Here is a 20,141-nt window from a genome sequence, read left to right on the forward strand (position 1 = left end):
TGGCCGAAGGCTTGGGAGACATTGCTGACTAGGCTCGCTGCTGGCTGTTCTGCTCCAGTTGATGCTGTAGGCGGTACAGATGACCGAACCCTTGCTCCCAACGATTGTGTCCTGATGAAACATTGATATGACCGACGCCGCGCAGGATTGACACTTCGCTGCCCCAGTCATGCGCCAGTTGCAGGGCGCGTTCCGGCGTGGCTGCCGAGTCGTTGTCTGAGCCAATGAGCTGGCTTGGAAACGGCAGCTTAGCCGTCGGAATCGGCGCAAAGTTGCGCAAGAGCTCCGGACAATTGGTTCGCTCTACGTCAGCGGGTGCTACCAATAGAGCGCCCAGCACCTTGCTTAGCAGCTGTTTGGGTGCCTGGGCGGCCCAATGAGCAACGGTTACACAGCCCAAGCTGTGGGTAATGAGCACCACAGGGCGCGAGTCTTCGGCTATACCGCGCTGCAACTGTTCAACCCAGCTGGCTTGCTGCGGGTATTGCCAGTCAACTTGCTCAACCCGGCTGCTGTTGGGCAGCACGCGCTGCCAATGACTCTGCCAGTGCTCAGGTGCTGAACCATGCCAGCCTGGAATGATGAGGTAACGGATAGTGGGATCGGGCATGGGCGTCGCTCGCTGGGGGCTGAGCTGCGCAGGTTAGAGATTATCTGTCGATCAATAAAAGAATAAAAAATTATTTTGTTATTCCTTTATGGAATTTGATGCGTCTTCTTATATTTCCAAAAAGAATAAACATGTAAATAAATAGTATTTTTAAGAATATGAGGCTGCTCCTATTATCAGCCTCAACTGACTCAGAGTAGTCAGGTAAAGGTGGCTATAGGGTGGAGGTCGATTATGGCTGGGACAGAGAGAACACCGGATGCATTAGAGGAGCCCAGAGTACTGCACGAAATCCAACGCGCGCTCAGTGGCCTTAAATTTGGCTCGGTAGAGATCGCCGTGCATAACGGCCACGTGGTGCAAATCGAGCGCAAAGAAAAATTCAGGCTCGCGACTGCGCATCAACAATCTGGCTGATTCAGCTAGCCCTACATAGTAAGTAGCCCGACTGGACAACCGGAGGGCGTGATAACCCAACACGCACCGGTATTGCAGCCGTCATCCCTTTAAAACCGGATGCGGCCATGCAAATCAGCACTTTGTTTTTTAGGAGCTGCATCATGTCCATTCGTCGTTTCACACTCGCCGCAGTGGCGAGCGCGCTTATCGCTGGCCCAGCGGTAGCTGCGCAAACCATACTCAATGTCTCATACGACCCCACTCGCGAGTTTTACAGCGAGTTCAATGCGGCGTTCAATAAGCATTGGCAGGCCGAAGGCCACCCCAGTATCACTGTCCAACAATCCCATGGGGGTTCAGGAAAACAAGCCCGGTCGGTGATCGATGGCCTCCCTGCGGATGTGGTAACCCTGGCGCTTGCAGGTGATATCGATGAGCTGCAGCGCATTGGTAAACTGATCCCGGAAAACTGGCAAGAACGCTTACCGCAATCCAGTACGCCCTATACCTCGACCATTGTCTTTTTAGTGCGCAAGGGCAATCCCAAAGCCATCAAAGACTGGGATGATTTGATCAAGCCAGGGGTGTCGGTGATTACCCCAAATCCAAAAACCTCTGGTGGTGCACGCTGGAATTTTCTCGCTGCATGGGCTTACGCGAAACAACACTTAGGCAGCGATGAGAAAGCCCAGGACTTTGTCAAAAAACTGTATGGCAACGTGCCTGTGCTGGACACCGGTGCGCGTGGCTCGACTATTACCTTCGTGAATAACCAGATTGGCGATGTCTTGCTGGCATGGGAGAACGAGGCCTTTCTCGCCCTGAAAGAAGAGGGTGGCGACCAGTTTGAAATTGTCGCCCCGTCGCTGTCGATTCTTGCCGAGCCGCCCGTGGCAGTGGTCGATAAAAACGTCGACCGCAAAGGCACCCGTGAAGTCGCCGAGGCCTATCTCAATTACCTGTATAGCGACGAAGGACAGCGCTTGGCCGCGAAGCACTTCTACCGTCCACGCAATACCCAAATTGCGGCTGAGTTCAGCAAGCAGTTTCCTGCCTTGAAGTTGGTCACCGTTGATAAAGACTTTGGTGGTTGGAAAACCGCGCAGCCGAAGTTCTTTAATGATGGCGGCGTGTTCGATCAGATCTATCAGGTCCAGTAACTCAACTTTACCGCGCACGTTCAGAGCACCGCCCGCCAGCGCTGTGCTCTGTTCGCTGAGGATTGATCATGTTAGTCAGAACCTCCCCAGTGATACCCGGCTTCGGAATTACGCTGGGTTTCACGGTGCTGTACTTAAGTTTGCTGGTGTTGATTCCTTTGGGTGCGATGTTCGTCCATGCGGCGCAACTTACCTGGCTGGATTTCTGGGCAATCATTACCGCGCCACGGGTGCTTGCAGCGCTTAAATTAAGCTTTGGTACGGCCCTGGCTGCGGCCTTGATTAACGCATTCATTGGCGCATTGTTGGCCTGGGTGCTGGTGCGTTATGAGTTTGCCGGGCGCAAGGTGATTGAGGCGATGATTGATCTGCCATTTGCTTTGCCGACCGCTGTTGCAGGTATCGCGCTTACGGCGCTGTATGCGCCTAATGGCTTGGTCGGTAGGCTGGCAGCAGACATCGGCTTGAAGATTGCCTACACCCCCCTTGGTATTACCTTGGCACTGACCTTTGTCACGCTGCCGTTTGTGGTGCGTACCCTGCAGCCGGTCTTGGCTGATATTCCGCGTGAGATAGAAGAAGCGGCAGCGTGCCTGGGTGCCAAACCCTTGCAGGTTGTGCGCTACGTGCTTTTGCGTGCGCTATTGCCTGCCTGGCTGACCGGGTTTTCATTGGCCTTCGCCCGGGGTGTTGGCGAGTACGGATCGGTGATTTTCATTGCTGGCAACATGCCAATGAAAACCGAGATTCTACCGCTGCTGATCATGGTCAAACTCGATCAGTATGACTACCGCGGCGCCACCGCAATTGGTGTGCTGATGCTGATAATTTCATTCGCGTTGTTGCTGGTCATTAATTTGCTGCAACGCAAAATCAGTAAAGGATAAAGGCTGAACATGTCATCTCAATCGAGTGCTCATTTATCCGCAGTCGGCGCCCGATCAAAAGGATCTGGCAGGCGCCAGTTGATCGTTGCCGCATGGGGTGTTTTTGGATTGTTTTTGCTACTGCCCTTGGGGGTTGTGGTGAGCGCCGCCTTGAAGCAGGGCTGGGGCGTATTTTTCAGCGCTATTGTGGAGCCGGACGCGCTTTCGGCCTTGCAATTGACCTTGCTCGCAGTGGGCATTTCGGTGCCACTTAATCTGGTATTTGGCGTATGTGCAGCCTGGGCGGTGAGCAAGTATGAGTTCAGCGGCAAAAGCCTATTGGTGACTCTGATTGACCTGCCATTTTCAGTGTCGCCGGTGATTGCCGGTCTGATCTATGTGCTGCTGTTTGGCGCCCAAGGGTTCTTTGGCGAATGGCTGCAGGCGCACAATATTCAGATCGTCTTTGCCCTGCCGGGGATTATTCTGGCAACGGTCTTCGTCACGGTGCCCTTCGTTGCCCGTGAACTGATTCCCCTGATGCAAGAACAAGGCACCCAAGAAGAAGAGGCCGCCCGTTTGCTCGGTGCCAATGGCTGGCAGATGTTCTGGCATGTGACCTTGCCAAACATAAAATGGGGTCTGGTCTATGGAGTAGTACTGTGTACGGCCCGGGCGATGGGGGAGTTCGGCGCGGTTTCGGTGGTGTCCGGGCACATTCGCGGTTACACCAACACGCTGCCCTTGCATGTGGAGATTCTCTACAACGAATATAACCACGTGGCAGCGTTCAGTGTTGCCAGCTTGTTGCTGCTGCTGGCGTTGATCATCTTGTTGCTTAAGCAGTTGAGCGAGCAGCGGATCAACCAGCTCAAGGCCAGTGCTGGTGCGCCTTGATTGGCGCTTAGGCGTCGCGCAGCAAGTCGTGGCTGTCGAGCAGGCGGAATGCAATTTCGGGGTGCTTTTCCAGCCCTCGGCGAATGGCAGCAGGAATCGACTGGCGAGTCTTGCGGCATAGACCGGTCAGTTCAGCAACTTCAATGGCAATGCCGCGCATGCTGCGCACCTCGTTAAAACCGGGCGCAACAGTGACACGCACACCCAGTTGCTCGTAGATGCGCATTTGCATGCGCTCAAGGTCTTCGAGGGTTTGAATGTTCTCAAGGCGCTCGACCAAGCGTTTTTCTTCCTGGCGGGTCAAGCGCAGGATGCGCATATCCGCACCGGGCGCGTGTTCCAACTGTTCGCGTCCGCAATCGCAGGCACCGGGAGGGCAGGGTTGGCGAGTGGCAAATGATTCGCTCATGGGCTCCGATTATAACGGCGTGCTAAGGCAATTGCCGGCACCTACGCAGAGGCTGCTTGTCGGGTACTGGCAGATGCATCAGGCGATCAAGGGATTAGATTGCGCTGTTTATTGCACAGCCCCGTCCGAGCAGCAAGCGTTAATCAGTTGCAGGTCTTGGTGTGCATGAACACGTCGAGCCGACGCGATGGGCTCGACGGTTTTACTACTGGGCTTGTGCTTTCTGCATCAGGCTGCGTTGGCGCCATTCCATAAATGTTTTCAGCAATAGGGTGAGCAGCGCCATCAGTGCGAGCAGAGCTGCAGCGGTAAAGGCGGCCGCGGTTTTGTAATCGTTGTTGAGTTGATCGACCAGCAAGGGCAGGGTCAATGTATGGTTGATAATGGTGCCTGACACAACCGACACCGCGCCGAACTCACCGACGGCACGGGCGTTGGTGACAACTACGCCATAGAGCAGTGCCCACTTGATTTTGGGCAGGGTGATATGGCGAAAGATTTGCCAGCCATTTGCACCCAGGCACAGGGCGGCTGTTTCTTCGTCCTGCCCCTGGGTTTGCATGACCGGGATCAGAATGCGGGCAACATACGGCGCGGTCACAAACACGGTGACCATAACAATGCCGGGCCAGGCGAACATGATCTGGATGTCGTTATCGTAGAACCATTGGCCCAGGCTGCTTTCGATGCCGTACACCACCAAATAGCAAAGCCCGGCCACAACAGGCGATACCGCATAAGGGATGTCGACAAAGGTGGTCAGTATTTTGCGGCCACGGAAGTCATAGTGGGTGATGCACCACGCCAGCAGTACGCCGAATACCAGGTTGATCGGCACTGTCATGGCCGCCACCATCAGCGTCAGGCCAATGGCATGCAGCATATAGTCTTCATTGAGATTGCCCCACAGCAGGAGCAAGCCGCCCGACAGTGCTTTGCTGAAAATCAATAGCAAAGGCACCAGCAAGATCAAGGTCACCAGACTAAGGCCCAGGCCGATCAACAGCCATTGATGCCAGTGTTGAGGTTTTTTCATTTGCCCTGCCGTTGCCATTTGAAAAGATGGCCTTGTAGTACTTGCAAGCTAAACAGCAGTGTCAGTGATGCCAGCAAAATGACCGACGCGATGGCGGCTGCTGCGGGGTAGTTGAATTCCTGCAGGCGGATAAAGATCATCAGTGAAGACACTTCGGTTTTAAACGGGATGTTGCCGGCCAGCATGATTACCGCGCCAAACTCACCAAGGCTGCGAATAAAAGACTGAGATGCGCCAGTTACCAGCGCTGGCAGCAACGTCGGGAGTATCACATGGAAGAAGGTTTGTACGCGGTTAGCGCCCAAGGTTCTGGCCGCTTCTTCGTATTCGTGTCCCATATCTTGCATCACCGGTTGTACGGTGCGCACCACAAACGGAAGGCTGGTAAACACCATGGCGATCATGATGCCGGGATAGGCATAAGCCAGCTTGATGCCCATCGGCTCAAGCCATGCGCCTAACCAGCCGCTTGGCGCCAACAGCGTAGCCAAGGTTAAGCCCGCCACAGAGGTTGGCAAGGCGAAGGGCAGGTCGATAAACGCATCGACCAGACGGCGGCCGGGGAAGTCGTAGCGGGTAATGATCCAGGCCAGCAACATGCCGATCAACACGGTGGCAATGGTGGCGTAAAAGGCACCGCTGAGGGTCACCTTGTAACTCTGCACCACACGCGGGTCACTGATCGCTTGCCAATACTGGGCCCACCCCATGTCACTGACATATACCAGCAACGCCGACAGCGGAAACAGGATCACCAGTGAAATATAAAACGTGCTGAAGCCGAAGCTCAGGCCAAAACCTGGGAGCAAGGGTTTCTGCAGAAAAAAACGTGGGGAGGTTTGCACACAAAGGTTCCTGAACGAATAAGCCACAGCTGGAAGCTGCGGCTTATTGTACTTCTCAAAGCCAAGGCTATTAGCGGCCTTCGGCGAGTAACTGGTCCAGCACACCGTTAGCGGCAAAATGCTTCGCGGTGATTTCATCCCAAGTGCCGAGCACTTCGTTCGGGTTGATCAGGCGTACCTGTGGGAACTGGCTAGCAGTTGCCGCGACAACTTCCGGGTTATGCACGCGGTAGTTAAAGGTGGTCAGCAGTTGCTGGATTTCTTTGGTGTATTGGAACTCAAGAAAGGCTTTGGAGGCGTCGCGAGTGCCTTTTGAGTCGACTACTTTATCCACCAGAGCAACCGGGAACTCAGCGAGTACGCTGACTGGTGGCACCACGATTTCATATTCGCCTGACTTGAATTCTTCGCTGTTAGCGATGTTGACCACTTCCGACTCAAAGGTCAGCAGCACATCACCCTGGCCATTTTGAGCAAAGGCTACGGTTGCTGCACGACCGCCGGTAGGGAAGTTTTGCACGTTGTGCAGAATCTTGCCGACGAAGCTTTTGATCTTGCTTTCATCGCCGTCAAACTTCTCGTTGGCATAGAGCCAGGCGCCCAGGTAGCTGTAACGCGCATTGCCGGATGTTTTCGGGTTAGGGAATACCAGCTTCACATCTTCACGGGCCAGGTCATCCCAGTTTTTGATGTGCTTCGGATTGCCCTTGCGCACCAGAAAGGCGGTGGTGCTGTAATACGGCGAGCTGTTATTCGGAAATTGCTCAGCCCAGTCTTTGCGCACCAGGCCGCGCTTGGCGAGGATGTCGATGTCGGTGACTTGGTTGAAGGTGACGATATCAACCTTCTTGCCTTGAATAATGTCTTGGGCCTGACGCGAAGTCCCTGCAAACGACTGGTCAATCACCAGATCCTTGCCGGTTTCAGCTTTCCACTTGGCGACGAACTTGGGGTTGATCGCTGCAAAGACTTCACGGGCTACGTCATAGGAAGCATTAAGAATTGGCTTGTCATCAGCCAAGGCAGTCAGGCTGCCGAGCAGACTCGTGGAGATAACGCTGGCGATAAGCAGTTTCTTTAGCATGATCAAGACATTCCCCGTCACTGCGCTTGTTTTAACAAGCACATAATTCGATTATGAGGCCATAGGCCAAAAGATTGGGCCTGATACTGCCTAAGTTTTTTATTCTTAAAAAGTAATTTTTAGCGCTATGTATATATCTTAATGGAATTTAACTGCCGTTTATCTCAGGCGACGAATCCTGCCTGTGCCTGACGTTGCTGTTAACTGGACTGCTCGGTGCGTTTTTTATTCTAAAAACGAATATAAATGTGAATAAAAAGTATTTTTAAGAATATACCTTCAGCGCTATTATCCGCCCACCCCTGCATCGCCTGTATCAGCCTGCTGTCTCTGGCGCTGTAAACCTTCACCCTTGGTGGAAGGTCACGTAAGCATTAACCGCCCGCGCCAGATGGCTGAGGACGCACCGCATGTCGATTGAAATTACTAACGTCAGCAAGAACTTCCATGCGTTCAAGGCGCTCAATCAGATCAACCTGAATATTCAGAGTGGTGAGCTGGTTGCGTTGTTGGGGCCTTCCGGCTGTGGCAAAACAACCCTGCTGCGCATAATTGCCGGCCTTGAAACTCCGGACACCGGTAGCATTCAGTTTCACGGTGAAGACGTTTCCGAGCACGACGTGCGCGATCGCAATGTGGGCTTTGTATTCCAGCACTACGCACTTTTCCGGCATATGACAGTGTTCGATAACGTCGCATTTGGCTTGCGCATGAAACCTAAGCGTGAACGTCCAAGTGAGACCGTTATTGCTGAAAAGGTGCACGAGTTACTGGGCTTGGTGCAACTCGACTGGCTGGCTGATCGTTATCCTGAGCAGCTCTCCGGTGGCCAGCGCCAACGTATAGCACTGGCCCGTGCGCTCGCCGTTGAACCTCGCGTCTTGCTGCTTGATGAGCCCTTTGGTGCACTGGATGCCAAGGTGCGTAAAGAACTGCGTCGTTGGCTCGCGCGTCTGCACGAAGACGTGCATCTGACTTCAGTTTTCGTAACCCACGACCAGGAAGAAGCCATGGAAGTGGCCGATCGAATCGTAGTGATGAATAAAGGCGTAATCGAGCAAATTGGCTCGCCTCGCGAGGTCTATGAGAACCCGGCGAGTGATTTTGTCTACCACTTCCTCGGTGATGCTAACCGCCTGTACATCGGCGAAGACCATCACGTCTTGTTTCGCCCCCACGAAGTGCATTTGTCCCGTCATCCGGAAGAAGGCCATCAGGCCGGTGAAGTGCGCGATATCCGCCCATTAGGTGCAATCACTCGCGTTACCCTCAAGGTGGACGGGCAGAGTGATTTGATTGAGGCCGAAGTGGCCAAGGATCATATGAGCCTTGATGACCTTAATCGCGGCGAAACGCTGTACTTCAAACCCAAGGGCGGCCAGGCGCAGGCTAATCCCTAAGCAGCTCGATCTGTCTGTGGCACTGGTTTGGCCGAAATATTAGCCCAGCTACTGCGCAATCAGGCAGACGCTTCAGCGTCTTAATAAAATTCTCACAGGCACGCTACACCCTGAATATGACCCCGTGGGGCATGCCGGGCTTGAACTTGACTGCACTTTAAGTACGCGGCAAAGACATTGATGGCACCCATGTCGACCCGAGTGGCGGTGACGCCTATCTGGGCTATGGCAAGGATGGCGAGCATTGGGAACGTGATCTTGAGGCGCGTTATGTGGTGCAAAACGGTGATGCTAAAGGCACGGCGATATCGCTGCGCTACAACGTTCACCGTAGCAATACCCCGCAAGCCGAACTGGATGCAAACCAAATTCGTTTAGCTATCGAACACCCCATGAACGGCGGTTTCTGGGAAGCAAACTGCTTACCAGACGTACTGCATACGCAGGGTCCAGGTATTCACATCAGGGGAGCCTGTCTGTTCCGACACGGTGTCGGAATAGGCGATGAGTCCACCAAGCTGCGGTGAAAGCATAAAGCCCATGCTGGCGCCGAGCAGGGTGTTTTCTTGCTCGTTATCTTGGTCAGTGCCGTCTACTTGGGTTTCGCCGCCTTTGCTCCAAGTGCCGTCGAGGGAAACCCACAGAGCAGGGTTGACCGTATAGCTGTAGTGCCCCTCAATGGCGTAGAGCGGGCGCTGCTCCAGCTTACTGTTGCCTTGGTAATCATCGTTGTCGCCGAATAGTGAAACCCAGGTGTTTATCTCTAGCCAAGTGGGGCCGAGGGGGTGACCGAACCCAATTTCTGGCTTAACCACCCAGCGGTTGGAGCCAATATTGATGATGCGATCTTTGTCATAGTCGCCTGTGGGCGCAGTGATCCACAGTGCTCCGGTCATAAAGGTGCCAGGTTGGTGGCTGGAGAATTCCTCGACAGTCAGGGCTGGGCCGCCAAAAAAGTTATGCGCGAAAACCACCTGAATATCGCCCATACCACCATTGTGCTTTGTGCCTGAGAAGAAGCGTGAGTCATCGAAAGATGCTTCGACGTCGGCATAGGGTTGAATGATCTGGATGGCCGAGTTGCGTCCATCAATACCGAAGGAGCGTGCGTAGCGTAATAAGTAAAGGTCGGCATTTAGCGACAGGCCATCTAGCGGCAAGCTGGTATCAATGGGCGTATTGGTGTCAATCTTGTTGTAATAGCCGAAGACCATGTTGAGGTCGATCGGTACGTTCTGCCAGTCCCGGGCATTATCGGCCTCTGCCAGCAGCGGGGCAGTAGCCAACATCAGAAGTAAAGCTTTGCTCGGGCAGTGATGCATGCAAGCCATCCTTAGACTTTAATAGATCATTCCGCGGGAGGGGGTAGGACACCTTTCCTTTGCAGGCATCTTGTTTTGCAGTGTAGTAACACTTTGAGCAGACGCTAGCGCTTGAAATTGGCGATCTATACGCAATAGCTTTTCTAGGCCTTTGCAAGCCGTAGAAACCGCCATTTGCCTCAGCAAAAATAACCGGAACCAATAAGTTGACTGTGGAGTCAGTATTTTATCCGGCTTAAACTACAGAGGTAATTTTCATGACTCAATTCACCGTCAACTACCACTTCAACAACGAGGCGCGCAGCCATGAACTCGATCTTGAGCAAAGCCAATTGAGCGAAGGTGACGCTGCACGCCATCTGATTGAACTGCACCACGCCGACGCCGAGAACAGCTTGCTGATGCCGGCAGCGGATGCCAGCGAAGATGAACTGCTGGCGCAGGCCGAGGTGTTGGCCATCACTGATATTCGGGTTGCTAGCTGAGTTTACAAACCTAAATCCGAGAGCCCTGGATGGTCATCCGGGCGGCGGCCCAGTGGCCAGCGAAACTTGCGTTCAGATTCGGTAATGGGCATGTCATTGATGCAGGCAAATCGATGAGCCATTAAGCCGTTGTCGGCAAACTCCCAGTTTTCGTTGCCGTAAGAGCGAAACCAGTTGCCGGAATCGTCGTGCCATTCGTAGGCATAGCGTACGGCGATCCGGTTGTCGGTAAACGCCCACAGCTCTTTGATCAGGCGGTACTCAAGTTCCTTATTCCATTTGCGCGCCAGAAACGCCTCGGCCTCTTCGCGGCTGGTGGCGAACTCTGCCCGGTTGCGCCATTTAGTATCTGGGGTATAGGCAAGGGCGACTTTGCCAGCATCGCGGCTGTTCCACCCGTCTTCGGCAAGGCGGACTTTTAACACGGCCGTTTCCCGGGTGAAGGGTGGAACAGGTTGACGAACTTCAGCGGTGGACATGGCGATTGCTCCTGATTTTAAACAGTACGGTTATGATCGAAACTCTTCTAATAGCCGGCGAAAGAGCAGCGGTAGCGGATAAGCACTAGTCGGTTACCCACCGCCAAACGTCGATGGTTGCAGTGCTTGTCTGCAGGTTTTCGGGTCCGGTCACTATATGCGGAAGGAGGTAATTAGCCTCCCATTCTGTGCCTTCTAAACGCTGCTGTGGAGGGCTGAATACGACCTCGCTTTCAGCCCTCCACAGCGGCGCCTCAGGGTTTATTGTATTGAGGGCGTTTGATGTGCTCATGCTGTGAACGCCTGATTAAAGATCGAGAACCAAAGGCTGGATGCCGCTTTCATCTTCTGCCGGTACAGCGCAGCAGATCAGCACGCGGTCGGGCTCCGGCATTTCTGCGGGTAGGTTCGGGTAGTGGACTTTGCCGCTGATCAAGCGCGTGCTGCAGGTGCCACAAGAACCACCACGGCAACTGAACTCAGGGCTTAGCCCGCGGCTTTCTGCCAGGTCCAGCAGGCTACCGCTTTCGGGTTTCCAGCGTGCCTCGGTGGCCGACGCGGAAAAGTACACCGGCACTGGCGCGGTGGCTGCGGGTGGCTGAGTCAGCCCCGACAGCTGTTCAACTTCAAACCGGCGCAGCGCCGAGGGGCCAAAGGCTTCGGCATGGATGCGCCGGTCGGGGATGTTCACCCCGCGCAGGCCGTCGTACATGTCCTGCAGAAAACCTGCAGGGCCGCACAAATAGAAGTCATAGTCATCCAGTGGCAACCGGGCTTTGACCTGAGCAAAGTCGAGGCGTCCTGTCACCTGGTAGTCGCGATCAAGTACTGCCTCGGCGCAAGGGCTGCTCAACGCACGGTGGATATGCAGCTGTCCGGCAGAGCGTTGCAGCAGCTCATTGAGTTCGCTCTGGAATGGCAGCTCCTCCAAGCTTCTTGCGCTTTGGAATAAGTGGATAGCGCGCGTGCGTTGATGCTGCTGATTTTGCGCCACCAACTCTCTGGCCATGGAAATCAGCGGTGTGATTCCCACACCCGCACCAATCAGTACGATGGGCCTCGCGGTTTCGTCCGTCAGGGTAAAGCTGCCCAGCGGAGGACGCACGTCCAGCAGGTCGCCTACCTGCACCTTGTCATGCAGGTGCTGCGAAGCCTTGCCCTGCAGCTTGACGCTGATACGGATGTGCCCATCGGAAGGGGCACTGGAGATGCTGTAGGTTCTGATCAGCGCATCGTTGTCTGCGGCAAGAATACGCATGGGCAGGTGTTGTCCAGGTGAGAAGGCGAACGCGCTGTTGTCCAACGGCTCAAGCAGGAAGGAGCGGATATCCCTACTCTCCTGCTGCATCTGTGCCACGCGCCACGGGTGCCATTTTCTGCGTTGCTCACTCTGGCGTATACGCTCATCTGCTTCTGCCCACGAGCCGGTCATCAAGCTGGTGGGCGCGTAGTCGTGAAACGCCCAGTGGATCGACAGGGCATTGGGGCGCAGCACCACCTGCTCAACATCAAAGGTCCAGAGCCGCTCGGCACCTTCGAATGCCTTGATCATCGGGCTGTCGAGAATCAGTTCCGCGCGGCCGCTGAGCTGTAGCATGTCGCCGCTGTTGAAGTCGACAAAGAGCAGCCCAGCCAGTGAATTGGCTTTGAGGTTGCCGAGGGTGTTGAAGTGCAGATTGCCGGCATAATCGGGAATGGTCAGTCGATCATCTTCAACCTTGACGAAACCGGTGCGGCCACCGCGATGAGACACATCCACCGAGCGACTTTGGTCATCATGGCTAAAGTAGCTGGCGATGAAAAAGGTATCGGCGTCGCTGATTATTTTGCTGGTTTGGGCGTTCAGAACTGAGAAATCCTGCCGTGCTCCCTTATTGTTCAATCGTTCTGGCGAGCGTGTGTAAGAGCGCTCTTGGATGTACTTCGGGCAATTGCCGAAGGCATGTTCGACGCTGACTCTAAGTTGCCCGGCCGACGCCTGCTCAATGATGCCGTTGATGCGGTTACGTCGCCGCGTGTGTAATTCAATACCCAGCATACCAATGGCGTGGCCTGCTTGAAGGCCGGGAGTGGCGGGATCTTGAGCGTCGAGCTGGGCAGCAATAAGCAGGTGCTCAGGGTCTGGAGAGCTGACGAAACCTTCCGGGCCTTCAAGCAACGTCGCCCACGGCCGTTTCTGCGAATCCACTGCACCGACCACCATAAAGGGCAGCTGATTGTAGAAGTCCCGGTGTTGGTCGGGCATATAGGGGCGGATCACTTTCTGACCGACCGCCTCCATGCGGTCAGACGCGTTGAACAGCGCTTGGAGCATTTTTTCACCGGCATGCCAGGGCGAATGCCGGTGCTTGGGTAAGTGGTCCATGCAAGTACTCCGTAAGATGACCGCAGTGAAATCTGCTTCAGCTGGCTTTTAAGCCGACAGCGGTCGGCTGCATGGGTACGAAGCCGGGCAGCGCTTCAATCCGCTCAAGCCAGGCGCGCACATTCGGATAATCCTGCAGTGATACGTTGCCTTCAGGGGCGTGAGCGATATAACTGTAGTTGGCAACATCGGCAATGCTTGGCTCGCCATCCACGAGAAATGGCCTGTCGCTCAATTCACTCTCCATCAGCTTGAGTAAAGCGTGTGAACGGGTGATGACCTCATCAGCATTGAATGCTGCACCGAATACGGTGATCAGACGGGCGGCGGCTGGACCGAAGGCGACCTGACCGGCTGCGACTGATAACCAACGCTGAATATGCGCGGCGCTCAGTGGGTCCTCAAACTGCCAACTGCCGGTACCGTATTTTTTCGCCAGGTAAACCAGAATCGAATTTGAATCGCTGATCAGGGTGCCGTTGTCATCAATAACCGGGACTTGGCCAAAGGGGTTGATGGCCAGAAACTCCGCCTTTTTGTGCTCGCCATTGGCCAGGTCGATAAACACCAGCTCAGTCGGTACCTTGAGCAGCGAAAGCAGCAACTCGACGCGATGGGCGTGGCCAGATAATGGGTGGCGATACAGTTTGATTGGCTGTGTAGGCATGGTCTTGGCTCCGCATTTGATTTAGGGAAATCAGCGCCGGTTCAAACCAAGACGGCGGTCTATGCGCTGGTGGAGTGATACTGCGCCCATCAATGGCGAAGCAGAACAGCCACGTAGCGCAATCCATAATTTCGTTTTATGAAAGAATTGGCAGCCGGGTGTCTTCGTTGAGAAGCGCTGGGTGGGCGCGAAGTTTGGGTGCGGTGAAGTCGATAAATGTGCGCACACGTGCCTCGGCCCGACGGCCATTGCGATAGATCATTTGCACGGGCACGTCTTCGCTGGCGAAACCATTGAGTACAGGCACCAGCGATCCGTTTTGCAGCTCAAGGTGCGCTTCGTAGCTCATGCAGCGGATCAAGCCGTAACCTTGCAGGGCGGCGTTGATCGCCGCGCGGGTGGTCGTGCACCTGAGCAGGGGCGCAAGCTTTATCAGGCGACTGCTGCGTTCGCAGCGGAATCGCCATCCGCTTTCGCAGCCAAGTGAGGTCGTGAAGATTGTTCGGTGCGTCTTGAGGTCGTTGGGCGTCTCGGGCTGTCCCCATTTCGCCAAGTAGGCAGGGGAGGCGCAGACCACGGGTCTGGCCCAGCCCATGGGCATGGCGAAGTCAGACGAGTTGGGTAAGTGGCTGACGACGAGGGCAACATCTATCCCTTCATCCAAGAGTTTAGGTAAGCCTTCATGGGTTCGGGTGAGCAGACTCACATCGGAATAGCCATCCAGATAAGCCAGCGCGATGGGCGTGAATATGGAGTGGTCCATCAACAGCGGAAGCGAGACTGTTAACTGCCCGCTTGGGCAACTGTGTAAGCCGGCAGCAGAGCGCTCGGCTGCGTCGGTTTGCTGCAATATATGCCGACAGTTCAGCGCGAATTTTTCCCCGGCCGGACTCAGGTTAACACCGCGCGGGCCCCGAGTCAGCAGGGTGTTGCTCAGGCGTATTTCCAATGCCCCAATTGTGCGCATCACTGTTGCGGGTGACAGGTTTAGATGGCGCGCAGCGGCTGCAAGGCTACCTGTTTGCGCGACGGCCGCGAAGGCCTGCATCTCACGATAGCGGCTCATGATTTACCTCACCATGACGGCTTGCAGTGCTGGATCGGTCAGGAATCGGCGGGCGCAAAAGTCGACGAAAGTGCTTACTTTGGCGGGTACCCGGCCGCTGTCTTGATAGACGACGTTTATCGGCAGAGAGGTTGTTTCGAACGCATCGAGAACGATCTCAAGCTCGCCTTTTGCAACCCGTTCAGCAACCTGATAAGACAACACCCGGGTGAACCCCCAGCCCATGCAGGCGGCGTTGATCGCCGCCTGATTGGAACTCACCACCAGGCGTGGCTTGGGGTGCAACGTGATGTGATTATCCCCTAGGTCGAATTGCCACTCGGTGAGCAAGCTGCTTGCCGAAGACATCACAATCGGCAGTGTCATTACATCTTTTGGGTACTGTGGGCGGCCTACGCGATCGAGAAATGCCGGTGCGGCGCAGACCACCGGACGAATTTGCCCAACCTTTACTGCCTGAAGATTGCTGTCCGGCAACTGGCCAATACGTATGGCGACATCCAGGCCTTCATCGACCATGTTCACCAGTCGGTCCACTAGCAGTGCGTTGACGGTGACTTGGGGGTGTTGCGTCAGGTACTCGGTGATCAGCGGAATCAGGAATAACTCACCGAACATCACCGACGCGGTTACGGCCAGATTGCCCCGCGCGCGCGTGCTACTGCCGGTTGCCAGTTCTTCCGCTTCTTCGAGGTCGAGCAGAATGCGTTTGCAGTCATCGACATAGCGCCGGCCGGCGTCGGTTAAGCGCAGACTTCGTGTGCTTCGTGCCAGTAACAAGGTGCCTAGCCGATGCTCCAGTCCCGCAATCACCCGGGTCACGCTGGGTGGCGACATACCGATCAGCTTTGCCCCACCGGCAAAACTTTCCGCCTCAGCAACGGCGAGCAGTACTTTCATCTCCTGAAACCGGTCCACTATCACCGCCTGCTTACAGAGTGAGCTCAATCGCTACCAGCATAGCGGTTGATCGCGACAGTAATATGGAACGCCTGCGCACTTTGATGTGCAGGCGGTGTGAAAAGGGGGAGCGGGTCTGGCGTTCGGATGCTATTTGCCACATCCGACCTTCGGTGATGGCGGCGGCCAACACCTGCAGACCCTTTCAATACAGCATCAGGCTCGCAATAGGGCATCCAGTTCCCCCTTGCGTTCGAGACTGGCTAGCTCATCAAAGCCGCCGATATGCCTGTCACCAATAAAGATTTGCGGCACGCTTCTGCGCTTGGATTTATGCAGCATTTCCGCCAGCCGCTGCGGGGAGGACGCCACATCAATTTCAGTGGTGCTGGCGCCCTTGCGTGCCAACAAGCTTTTGGCGTTGAGGCAGTATGGACAATGCTGGGTAGTGTAGAGGGTTACATGGCTCATGCTGGGCTCCTTAGCGTGCAGAAGGTGGAAAGTCCACTTCGGTAACGGCCAGGTTGTTTAGGTAGTTGGTCAGGGTTAGCTGTGCGACTTGGGCAACCACTTCAACGATTCTGCTGTCAGTCAGGCCCGCATCGTGGGCCGCGGCTAGTTGGTCATCCGTCAGGTGACCGCGGCTTTCAGTGATTTGTCGCGCCAGAGTGGCCAGGGCACTCAATTCGCCTGATCGTGCCTGACCAATGGCGTCCTTGCTCAAGCCGGCTTTTTCACCGAGGAAGGAATGCGCCGCGATGCAATAATCGCAGCCGTTGACTTCTGAAGTAGCGAGGGCGACAACTTCTCGTTCAGCCGCACTGAGCGAGCTTTTGCCCATGGCTTGAGCCAGCGCCAGGTAGCCATTCAATGCTGCCGGAGCATGGGCCAGTGTCTTAATCCCATTGGGGATAAAACCGTAGTTTTTTTGCACGTTTTCAAGCGCGGCACGTGAGCCAGCAGGGGCTTGGTCGAGGGTCAGAGCAGTAATGCGTGTCATGGTCGTTCTCCAGTGGGTTTGAGTCGCGAGCTTGTCGGTCAAGCTTGGAGTGAATATTAAGGGGTCGGTCTTTCCTTTCGGCTTCAGATAGTCGACTGTATGCAACAGATCGTCTAAATCGGAAGCGCCATGGACCGTTTATCCACACTGCTCAAACACTTCAACCTGCATGCTGCCACTTATCATCAGGGCGGCTTTTGCGGAGTGACCGATATTTCAAAGGGCAGCTATGGCCATGTGCATCTGCTGCGCTCCGGTCGCCTGTGTTTCAGGGATGAGCAGCACCAGATCATCGAATTGACCGAGCCGAGCTTGGTGCTGGTGGTCCGTCCGCAAGAGCATCGGCTAGTGGCGACTGAAGCCGATGAAGCTGAATTGGTATGCGCAACCCTGCGTTTCGATGGGGGGGCTGACAACCCGCTGACCCTGGCCTTGCCGCCTTACATCATCAAACCTCTTCGAGAACTACCCGGCCTGCTCGGCAACCTTGAATGGCTGTTTGAAGAAGCATTCGGCGATGAATGTGGTCGCGATGTGGTGTTGAATCGGCTGTTCGAACTGATGGTGATTCAGTTGCTTCGCCATCTTATCGCCAGCCGCGACATCGCTTCGGGGATGATGGCTGGACTGGCTAACCCACGCCTGTCGAGGGCGCTCACGAGCATGCATAACGAACCAGGGCGTAATTGGTCAGTGGCGGACCTGGCGAGCCTTGCAACCATGTCGCGAGCCAGTTTTGCCGCGCACTTTCGCCAGACGCTGGGCATTACCCCGGCCGATTACCTTACCAACTGGCGAATCAGTCTGGCGCAAAAACGCCTGCGTGAGGGGCGGCCTATCGCGTTGATCGCCGACGAGGTTGGCTACGAAAGCCCATCTGCGCTTGCGCGTACCTTCCGCCGCAAGGTCGGCATCAGCCCGAGTGAATGGATGCAGGGCAAAACGGTGTAGGCACCACCGCTTTCAGCGGCAGATAGTCAGGCATCATCTTTGGCTCAGCACTTGATTGGCTATATATGATTCGTATATAAAGCATATATTAAGAGTATGGAGCTTTAACAATGGGCATTGTTAACATAGATGATGAGTTGCACGATCAGTTGCGCCGGGCCACTAAGGTGTCATGTCGTTCGATCAACGCGCAGGCTGCTTACTGGATCAGGGTCGGCATGCTCTGTGAGATGAACCCGACGCTCAGTTTCAATCAGATTATTACCCGCGAACTTGGCCTGGCAGGTGTTTCAGCACAGTCGCTGACGGCGCATGAAGCATGATCAAGCGACCTGAGGAATTGGCATTGCTGGCTGAAGCTGGCCGCCTGCTGGCGTTAGTCTTTGGCATGCTGGATCGGACTCCGCTTGCGGGTATGTCGACCCTGCAGATTGATGCCATGGTCGAGCGTTTTATCGTCAATGACCTCCAGTCGCGCCCCGCGAGCAAGGGCCAGTATGGCTATGGGTTTGTATTGAATTGCTCGGTGAATGAGGTGGTCTGCCACGGCGTGCCATCGCAGTCCCGAGTGTTGGTGGACGGCGACATTGTTAATCTAGATATCACGCTGGAAAAGAATGGCTACATCGCCGACTCGAGCAAAACCTATCTCATTGGTGAAGTCAGCCCCGCCGCTAAAAAGCTGGTACAGGTCACTTACGAGGCCATGTGGAAAGGCATCCGTGCGGTTCGTCCAGGAGCGCGACTGGGTGACATTGGCGCGGCAATCGAAAGCCATGCCAAGAGCAATAGCTATTCAGTCGTGCGCGAATATTGTGGTCACGGCATCGGCCGGGAAATGCATGAAGAACCGCAAATACTCCACTTCGGCACGCCGGGAACGGGCCTCGTCCTTCGTGAGGGCATGGTCTTCACCATTGAGCCGATGCTCAATCAAGGCGGGCGCAGGGTGAAAACCAAGGCCGACGGCTGGACCGTTGTCACCCAAGACGGCGCACTTTCCGCACAGTTCGAACACACCGTTGCCGTCACCGCATCCGGCGTGTCAGTACTGACACTGCGCCCTGAAGAGCGGGGGATGATTGGCGGGTGAAGGATTTGCCGGGGTGATTGCATGCCCAGCGTTCGAGAAGTCGTTGAAGGTACGGTTTTCGGTGGAACCTCAATCAAAGGCAATGAGTTCTCCGCGGCACCGAAGCATTCGGCTTCGCTGTGGACTTATTACAGCGTGCCTGGCACTGATATGAGCGTTGGCTTGGGTGCCCGCTACATCGGTGAATACTATTTTGATGCCACCAACACCGGCAAAAGCGATGCGACCACACTGTTTGATACCGCTTTCAACTATCAGATTGTCAAAGGCACTGACCTTGCTGTAAACGTCAGCAACCTGTTTGACGAGCAGCACGTAGTGGGCTCCGGAACCGCGGACTACTACAACCCCGGCCGCGAAATCACCGCCAAGCTCAGCTACAACTGGTAAGCCAGAAGCGGGTAGCAGACGGTTCGCAACAGCTGAAAACAACAAAGGCGCTTATAAGGCGCCTTTGTCGTTTCTGGGGGCAACTGTCTCTGGCTCGGCGGGATGCCGCGTAACGCCGTCGCTCGTAGCCTTAATGAAATGGCGAAAGAACTTAGACGATTTGAGCGAGTTGCCTGGCGATTTCAGGGTGGGCATCAAGTAAACGAATAAGCACGGTGGCTTGAGGGTTCGGCTTGGCGCGGTTCTGCTCCCAGTTCTTTACCGCGCTTGCGGTTGCACGCAGATGTTGGGCGAAAACAGGCTGAGACATGTTCAGCTTTTTTCGCAGGGCAACGATCTCTTCAGCTGTCGCCGGTTTAATCTGTTTGATCTCAACCTGATGGCTGCGCAGAGTGATTTTGCCTTGACGTTCTTCGGCCAAGGCGTCGAATCCTTCGCAGAGTTCGGCAAAAATATCGCGCTTTTTGTTCATTGTTTTCCTCTCGCCTGTAATTCGTCTTCCAGCCGCTTCTTCAGTGCTTTGCGCTGGTCATCGCTTAAGTCTTCTAGCTATGGGTGGCCTAGGTGAATGGAAGCTGTGAGATTGCCAGATATCAGGTCTTTTTAAGCCTGCACTTATTTCCAGCTAGGCTCGAGCAATGGGTGAGGCGTCTTTTTACACCGTAATCGAACCACAGAAGTGGCCTTCACAGAGCAGTCCAGGCGCTAAGGCCGCCG

23 protein-coding genes and 2 pseudogenes are annotated in these 20,141 nt (G+C 55.0%); 11 read left to right on the plus strand and 14 right to left on the minus strand.

The genetic code is table 11. The features are described from left to right. Positions 1-28: 28 nt before the first annotated feature. Positions 29-610: an RBBP9/YdeN family alpha/beta hydrolase gene (locus AACY09_RS19030; protein WP_339490259.1), complete on the minus strand. Its 582-nt coding sequence runs from the start codon at positions 608-610 to the stop codon at positions 29-31. 234 nt (positions 611-844) lie between these two features. Between AACY09_RS19030 and AACY09_RS19035 the strand changes: the two genes are divergently transcribed. The 4 genes from AACY09_RS19035 to cysW (AACY09_RS19050) all read left to right on the plus strand — a co-directional run bounded on the left by AACY09_RS19035 (position 845) and on the right by cysW (AACY09_RS19050) (position 3,932). Then, positions 845-1,027 (plus strand): DUF2292 domain-containing protein, encoded by a 183-nt coding sequence (locus tag AACY09_RS19035; protein ID WP_339490260.1) that lies wholly within the window; start codon positions 845-847, stop codon positions 1,025-1,027. Positions 1,028-1,170: 143 nt separating this feature from the next. Beyond that, a complete protein-coding gene (locus AACY09_RS19040; protein ID WP_339490262.1) occupies positions 1,171-2,169 on the plus strand; it encodes a sulfate ABC transporter substrate-binding protein in 999 nt (332 codons plus the stop codon). A gap of 68 nt (positions 2,170-2,237) precedes the next feature. Further along, positions 2,238-3,056 (plus strand): sulfate ABC transporter permease subunit CysT, encoded by an 819-nt coding sequence (cysT, locus tag AACY09_RS19045; RefSeq protein ID WP_339490263.1) that lies wholly within the window; start codon positions 2,238-2,240, stop codon positions 3,054-3,056. Between the two features lie 9 nt (positions 3,057-3,065). Next, positions 3,066-3,932 carry a sulfate ABC transporter permease subunit CysW gene (gene cysW / locus AACY09_RS19050; protein WP_339490264.1) on the plus strand — a complete coding sequence of 289 codons (867 nt, stop codon included), beginning with the start codon at positions 3,066-3,068 and terminating at the stop codon, positions 3,930-3,932. Between the two features lie 7 nt (positions 3,933-3,939). Here the strand turns inward: cysW (AACY09_RS19050) and AACY09_RS19055 are convergent, their stop codons facing one another. The 4 genes from AACY09_RS19055 to cysP all read right to left on the minus strand — a co-directional run bounded on the left by AACY09_RS19055 (position 3,940) and on the right by cysP (position 7,306). Further along, positions 3,940-4,341: a hypothetical protein gene (locus tag AACY09_RS19055; protein WP_339490266.1), complete on the minus strand. Its 402-nt coding sequence runs from the start codon at positions 4,339-4,341 to the stop codon at positions 3,940-3,942. 205 nt (positions 4,342-4,546) lie between these two features. Beyond that, the gene (gene cysW, locus AACY09_RS19060; RefSeq protein WP_339490267.1) at positions 4,547-5,377 is read right to left on the minus strand and encodes a sulfate ABC transporter permease subunit CysW; all 831 of its coding nucleotides are present in this window, start codon (positions 5,375-5,377) and stop codon (positions 4,547-4,549) included. Continuing rightward, positions 5,374-6,222 (minus strand): sulfate ABC transporter permease subunit CysT, encoded by an 849-nt coding sequence (cysT, locus tag AACY09_RS19065; RefSeq protein ID WP_339490268.1) that lies wholly within the window; start codon positions 6,220-6,222, stop codon positions 5,374-5,376. The genes cysW (AACY09_RS19060) and cysT (AACY09_RS19065) overlap by 4 nt, the downstream gene beginning before the upstream one ends. 70 nt (positions 6,223-6,292) lie before the next feature. Continuing rightward, positions 6,293-7,306 carry a thiosulfate ABC transporter substrate-binding protein CysP gene (gene cysP, locus AACY09_RS19070; RefSeq protein ID WP_339490269.1) on the minus strand — a complete coding sequence of 338 codons (1,014 nt, stop codon included), beginning with the start codon at positions 7,304-7,306 and terminating at the stop codon, positions 6,293-6,295. Between the two features lie 410 nt (positions 7,307-7,716). Between cysP and AACY09_RS19075 the strand changes: the two genes are divergently transcribed. Together AACY09_RS19075 and AACY09_RS19080 are read left to right on the plus strand one after the other, a co-directional pair. Beyond that, the gene (locus tag AACY09_RS19075; RefSeq protein ID WP_339490270.1) at positions 7,717-8,706 is read left to right on the plus strand and encodes a sulfate/molybdate ABC transporter ATP-binding protein; all 990 of its coding nucleotides are present in this window, start codon (positions 7,717-7,719) and stop codon (positions 8,704-8,706) included. Between the two features lie 95 nt (positions 8,707-8,801). Further along, positions 8,802-9,113 (plus strand): annotated as a pseudogene (locus tag AACY09_RS19080) (OprD family outer membrane porin); the annotation flags it as partial. Between the two features lie 15 nt (positions 9,114-9,128). On the opposite strand, the gene AACY09_RS19085 reads toward AACY09_RS19080, so the two are convergent. Then, positions 9,129-10,028 (minus strand): transporter, encoded by a 900-nt coding sequence (locus AACY09_RS19085; protein ID WP_339490271.1) that lies wholly within the window; start codon positions 10,026-10,028, stop codon positions 9,129-9,131. Between the two features lie 257 nt (positions 10,029-10,285). Here AACY09_RS19085 and AACY09_RS19090 point away from each other — a divergent pair, with 257 nt between their 5' ends. Beyond that, on the plus strand, positions 10,286-10,513 hold the full coding sequence (locus AACY09_RS19090; protein ID WP_339490273.1) for a hypothetical protein: 228 nt from the start codon (positions 10,286-10,288) through the stop codon (positions 10,511-10,513). Positions 10,514-10,515: 2 nt separating this feature from the next. Here the strand turns inward: AACY09_RS19090 and AACY09_RS19095 are convergent, their stop codons facing one another. The 7 genes from AACY09_RS19095 to AACY09_RS19125 form a co-directional block, all read right to left on the minus strand. Next, positions 10,516-10,992 carry a nuclear transport factor 2 family protein gene (locus tag AACY09_RS19095; protein WP_339490274.1) on the minus strand — a complete coding sequence of 159 codons (477 nt, stop codon included), beginning with the start codon at positions 10,990-10,992 and terminating at the stop codon, positions 10,516-10,518. A 307-nt stretch (positions 10,993-11,299) separates the two neighbouring features. Further along, positions 11,300-13,357, minus strand: a complete 2,058-nt coding sequence (locus AACY09_RS19100) for a pyridoxamine 5'-phosphate oxidase family protein (protein WP_339490275.1) — start codon at positions 13,355-13,357, stop codon at positions 11,300-11,302. A 37-nt stretch (positions 13,358-13,394) separates the two neighbouring features. Next, complete coding sequence (locus AACY09_RS19105; protein WP_339490276.1) at positions 13,395-14,024, minus strand: glutathione S-transferase family protein; 630 nt, start codon at positions 14,022-14,024, stop codon at positions 13,395-13,397. Positions 14,025-14,160: 136 nt separating this feature from the next. Then, positions 14,161-15,090 carry a LysR family transcriptional regulator gene (locus AACY09_RS19110; protein WP_339490277.1) on the minus strand — a complete coding sequence of 310 codons (930 nt, stop codon included), beginning with the start codon at positions 15,088-15,090 and terminating at the stop codon, positions 14,161-14,163. Positions 15,091-15,093: 3 nt separating this feature from the next. Beyond that, on the minus strand, positions 15,094-16,008 hold the full coding sequence (locus AACY09_RS19115; RefSeq protein WP_339490278.1) for a LysR family transcriptional regulator: 915 nt from the start codon (positions 16,006-16,008) through the stop codon (positions 15,094-15,096). 198 nt (positions 16,009-16,206) lie between these two features. After that, positions 16,207-16,461, minus strand: a complete 255-nt coding sequence (gene grxC / locus AACY09_RS19120; protein ID WP_339490279.1) for a glutaredoxin 3 — start codon at positions 16,459-16,461, stop codon at positions 16,207-16,209. 10 nt (positions 16,462-16,471) lie between these two features. Beyond that, the gene (locus AACY09_RS19125; RefSeq protein ID WP_339490280.1) at positions 16,472-16,990 is read right to left on the minus strand and encodes a carboxymuconolactone decarboxylase family protein; all 519 of its coding nucleotides are present in this window, start codon (positions 16,988-16,990) and stop codon (positions 16,472-16,474) included. 129 nt (positions 16,991-17,119) lie between these two features. Here AACY09_RS19125 and AACY09_RS19130 point away from each other — a divergent pair, with 129 nt between their 5' ends. The 4 genes and pseudogenes from AACY09_RS19130 to AACY09_RS19145 form a co-directional block, all read left to right on the plus strand. Continuing rightward, a complete protein-coding gene (locus AACY09_RS19130; RefSeq protein WP_339490281.1) occupies positions 17,120-17,941 on the plus strand; it encodes an AraC family transcriptional regulator in 822 nt (273 codons plus the stop codon). Positions 17,942-18,051: 110 nt separating this feature from the next. Further along, entirely contained in the window at positions 18,052-18,264 is a 213-nt protein-coding gene (locus AACY09_RS19135; protein WP_339490282.1) for a ParD-like family protein, read from the plus strand. Further along, the gene (gene map, locus AACY09_RS19140; RefSeq protein ID WP_339490283.1) at positions 18,261-19,034 is read left to right on the plus strand and encodes a type I methionyl aminopeptidase; all 774 of its coding nucleotides are present in this window, start codon (positions 18,261-18,263) and stop codon (positions 19,032-19,034) included. The genes AACY09_RS19135 and map overlap by 4 nt, the downstream gene beginning before the upstream one ends. A 63-nt stretch (positions 19,035-19,097) precedes the next feature. Further along, positions 19,098-19,424, plus strand: a pseudogene (locus tag AACY09_RS19145) (TonB-dependent receptor domain-containing protein); the annotation flags it as partial. 151 nt (positions 19,425-19,575) lie between these two features. Here the strand turns inward: AACY09_RS19145 and AACY09_RS19150 are convergent. After that, positions 19,576-19,896 (minus strand): helix-turn-helix domain-containing protein, encoded by a 321-nt coding sequence (locus tag AACY09_RS19150; RefSeq protein ID WP_339490284.1) that lies wholly within the window; start codon positions 19,894-19,896, stop codon positions 19,576-19,578. Positions 19,897-20,141: the final 245 nt, after the last annotated feature.

It is taken from the genome of Pseudomonas sp. EL_65y_Pfl2_R95 (assembly GCF_963971045.1).
GTDB lineage: Bacteria > Pseudomonadota > Gammaproteobacteria > Pseudomonadales > Pseudomonadaceae > Aquipseudomonas.

What these genes read in the sequence shown, in the direction of transcription:
- AACY09_RS19030 (WP_339490259.1), bottom strand. Translation starts at nt 610, where the DNA reads ATGCCCGATCCCACTATCCGTTACCTCATCATTCCAGGCTGGCATGGT.
- AACY09_RS19035 (WP_339490260.1), top strand. Translation starts at nt 845, where the DNA reads ATGGCTGGGACAGAGAGAACACCGGATGCATTAGAGGAGCCCAGAGTA.
- AACY09_RS19040 (WP_339490262.1), top strand. Translation starts at nt 1,171, where the DNA reads ATGTCCATTCGTCGTTTCACACTCGCCGCAGTGGCGAGCGCGCTTATC.
- cysT (WP_339490263.1), top strand. Translation starts at nt 2,238, where the DNA reads ATGTTAGTCAGAACCTCCCCAGTGATACCCGGCTTCGGAATTACGCTG.
- cysW (WP_339490264.1), top strand. Translation starts at nt 3,066, where the DNA reads ATGTCATCTCAATCGAGTGCTCATTTATCCGCAGTCGGCGCCCGATCA.
- AACY09_RS19055 (WP_339490266.1), bottom strand. Translation starts at nt 4,341, where the DNA reads ATGAGCGAATCATTTGCCACTCGCCAACCCTGCCCTCCCGGTGCCTGC.
- cysW (WP_339490267.1), bottom strand. Translation starts at nt 5,377, where the DNA reads ATGAAAAAACCTCAACACTGGCATCAATGGCTGTTGATCGGCCTGGGC.
- cysP (WP_339490269.1), bottom strand. Translation starts at nt 7,306, where the DNA reads ATGCTAAAGAAACTGCTTATCGCCAGCGTTATCTCCACGAGTCTGCTC.
- AACY09_RS19075 (WP_339490270.1), top strand. Translation starts at nt 7,717, where the DNA reads ATGTCGATTGAAATTACTAACGTCAGCAAGAACTTCCATGCGTTCAAG.
- AACY09_RS19085 (WP_339490271.1), bottom strand. Translation starts at nt 10,028, where the DNA reads ATGCATCACTGCCCGAGCAAAGCTTTACTTCTGATGTTGGCTACTGCC.
- AACY09_RS19090 (WP_339490273.1), top strand. Translation starts at nt 10,286, where the DNA reads ATGACTCAATTCACCGTCAACTACCACTTCAACAACGAGGCGCGCAGC.
- AACY09_RS19095 (WP_339490274.1), bottom strand. Translation starts at nt 10,992, where the DNA reads ATGTCCACCGCTGAAGTTCGTCAACCTGTTCCACCCTTCACCCGGGAA.
- AACY09_RS19100 (WP_339490275.1), bottom strand. Translation starts at nt 13,357, where the DNA reads ATGGACCACTTACCCAAGCACCGGCATTCGCCCTGGCATGCCGGTGAA.
- AACY09_RS19105 (WP_339490276.1), bottom strand. Translation starts at nt 14,024, where the DNA reads ATGCCTACACAGCCAATCAAACTGTATCGCCACCCATTATCTGGCCAC.
- AACY09_RS19110 (WP_339490277.1), bottom strand. Translation starts at nt 15,090, where the DNA reads ATGAGCCGCTATCGTGAGATGCAGGCCTTCGCGGCCGTCGCGCAAACA.
- grxC (WP_339490279.1), bottom strand. Translation starts at nt 16,461, where the DNA reads ATGAGCCATGTAACCCTCTACACTACCCAGCATTGTCCATACTGCCTC.
- AACY09_RS19125 (WP_339490280.1), bottom strand. Translation starts at nt 16,990, where the DNA reads ATGACACGCATTACTGCTCTGACCCTCGACCAAGCCCCTGCTGGCTCA.
- AACY09_RS19130 (WP_339490281.1), top strand. Translation starts at nt 17,120, where the DNA reads ATGGACCGTTTATCCACACTGCTCAAACACTTCAACCTGCATGCTGCC.
- AACY09_RS19135 (WP_339490282.1), top strand. Translation starts at nt 18,052, where the DNA reads ATGGGCATTGTTAACATAGATGATGAGTTGCACGATCAGTTGCGCCGG.
- map (WP_339490283.1), top strand. Translation starts at nt 18,261, where the DNA reads ATGATCAAGCGACCTGAGGAATTGGCATTGCTGGCTGAAGCTGGCCGC.
- AACY09_RS19150 (WP_339490284.1), bottom strand. Translation starts at nt 19,896, where the DNA reads ATGAACAAAAAGCGCGATATTTTTGCCGAACTCTGCGAAGGATTCGAC.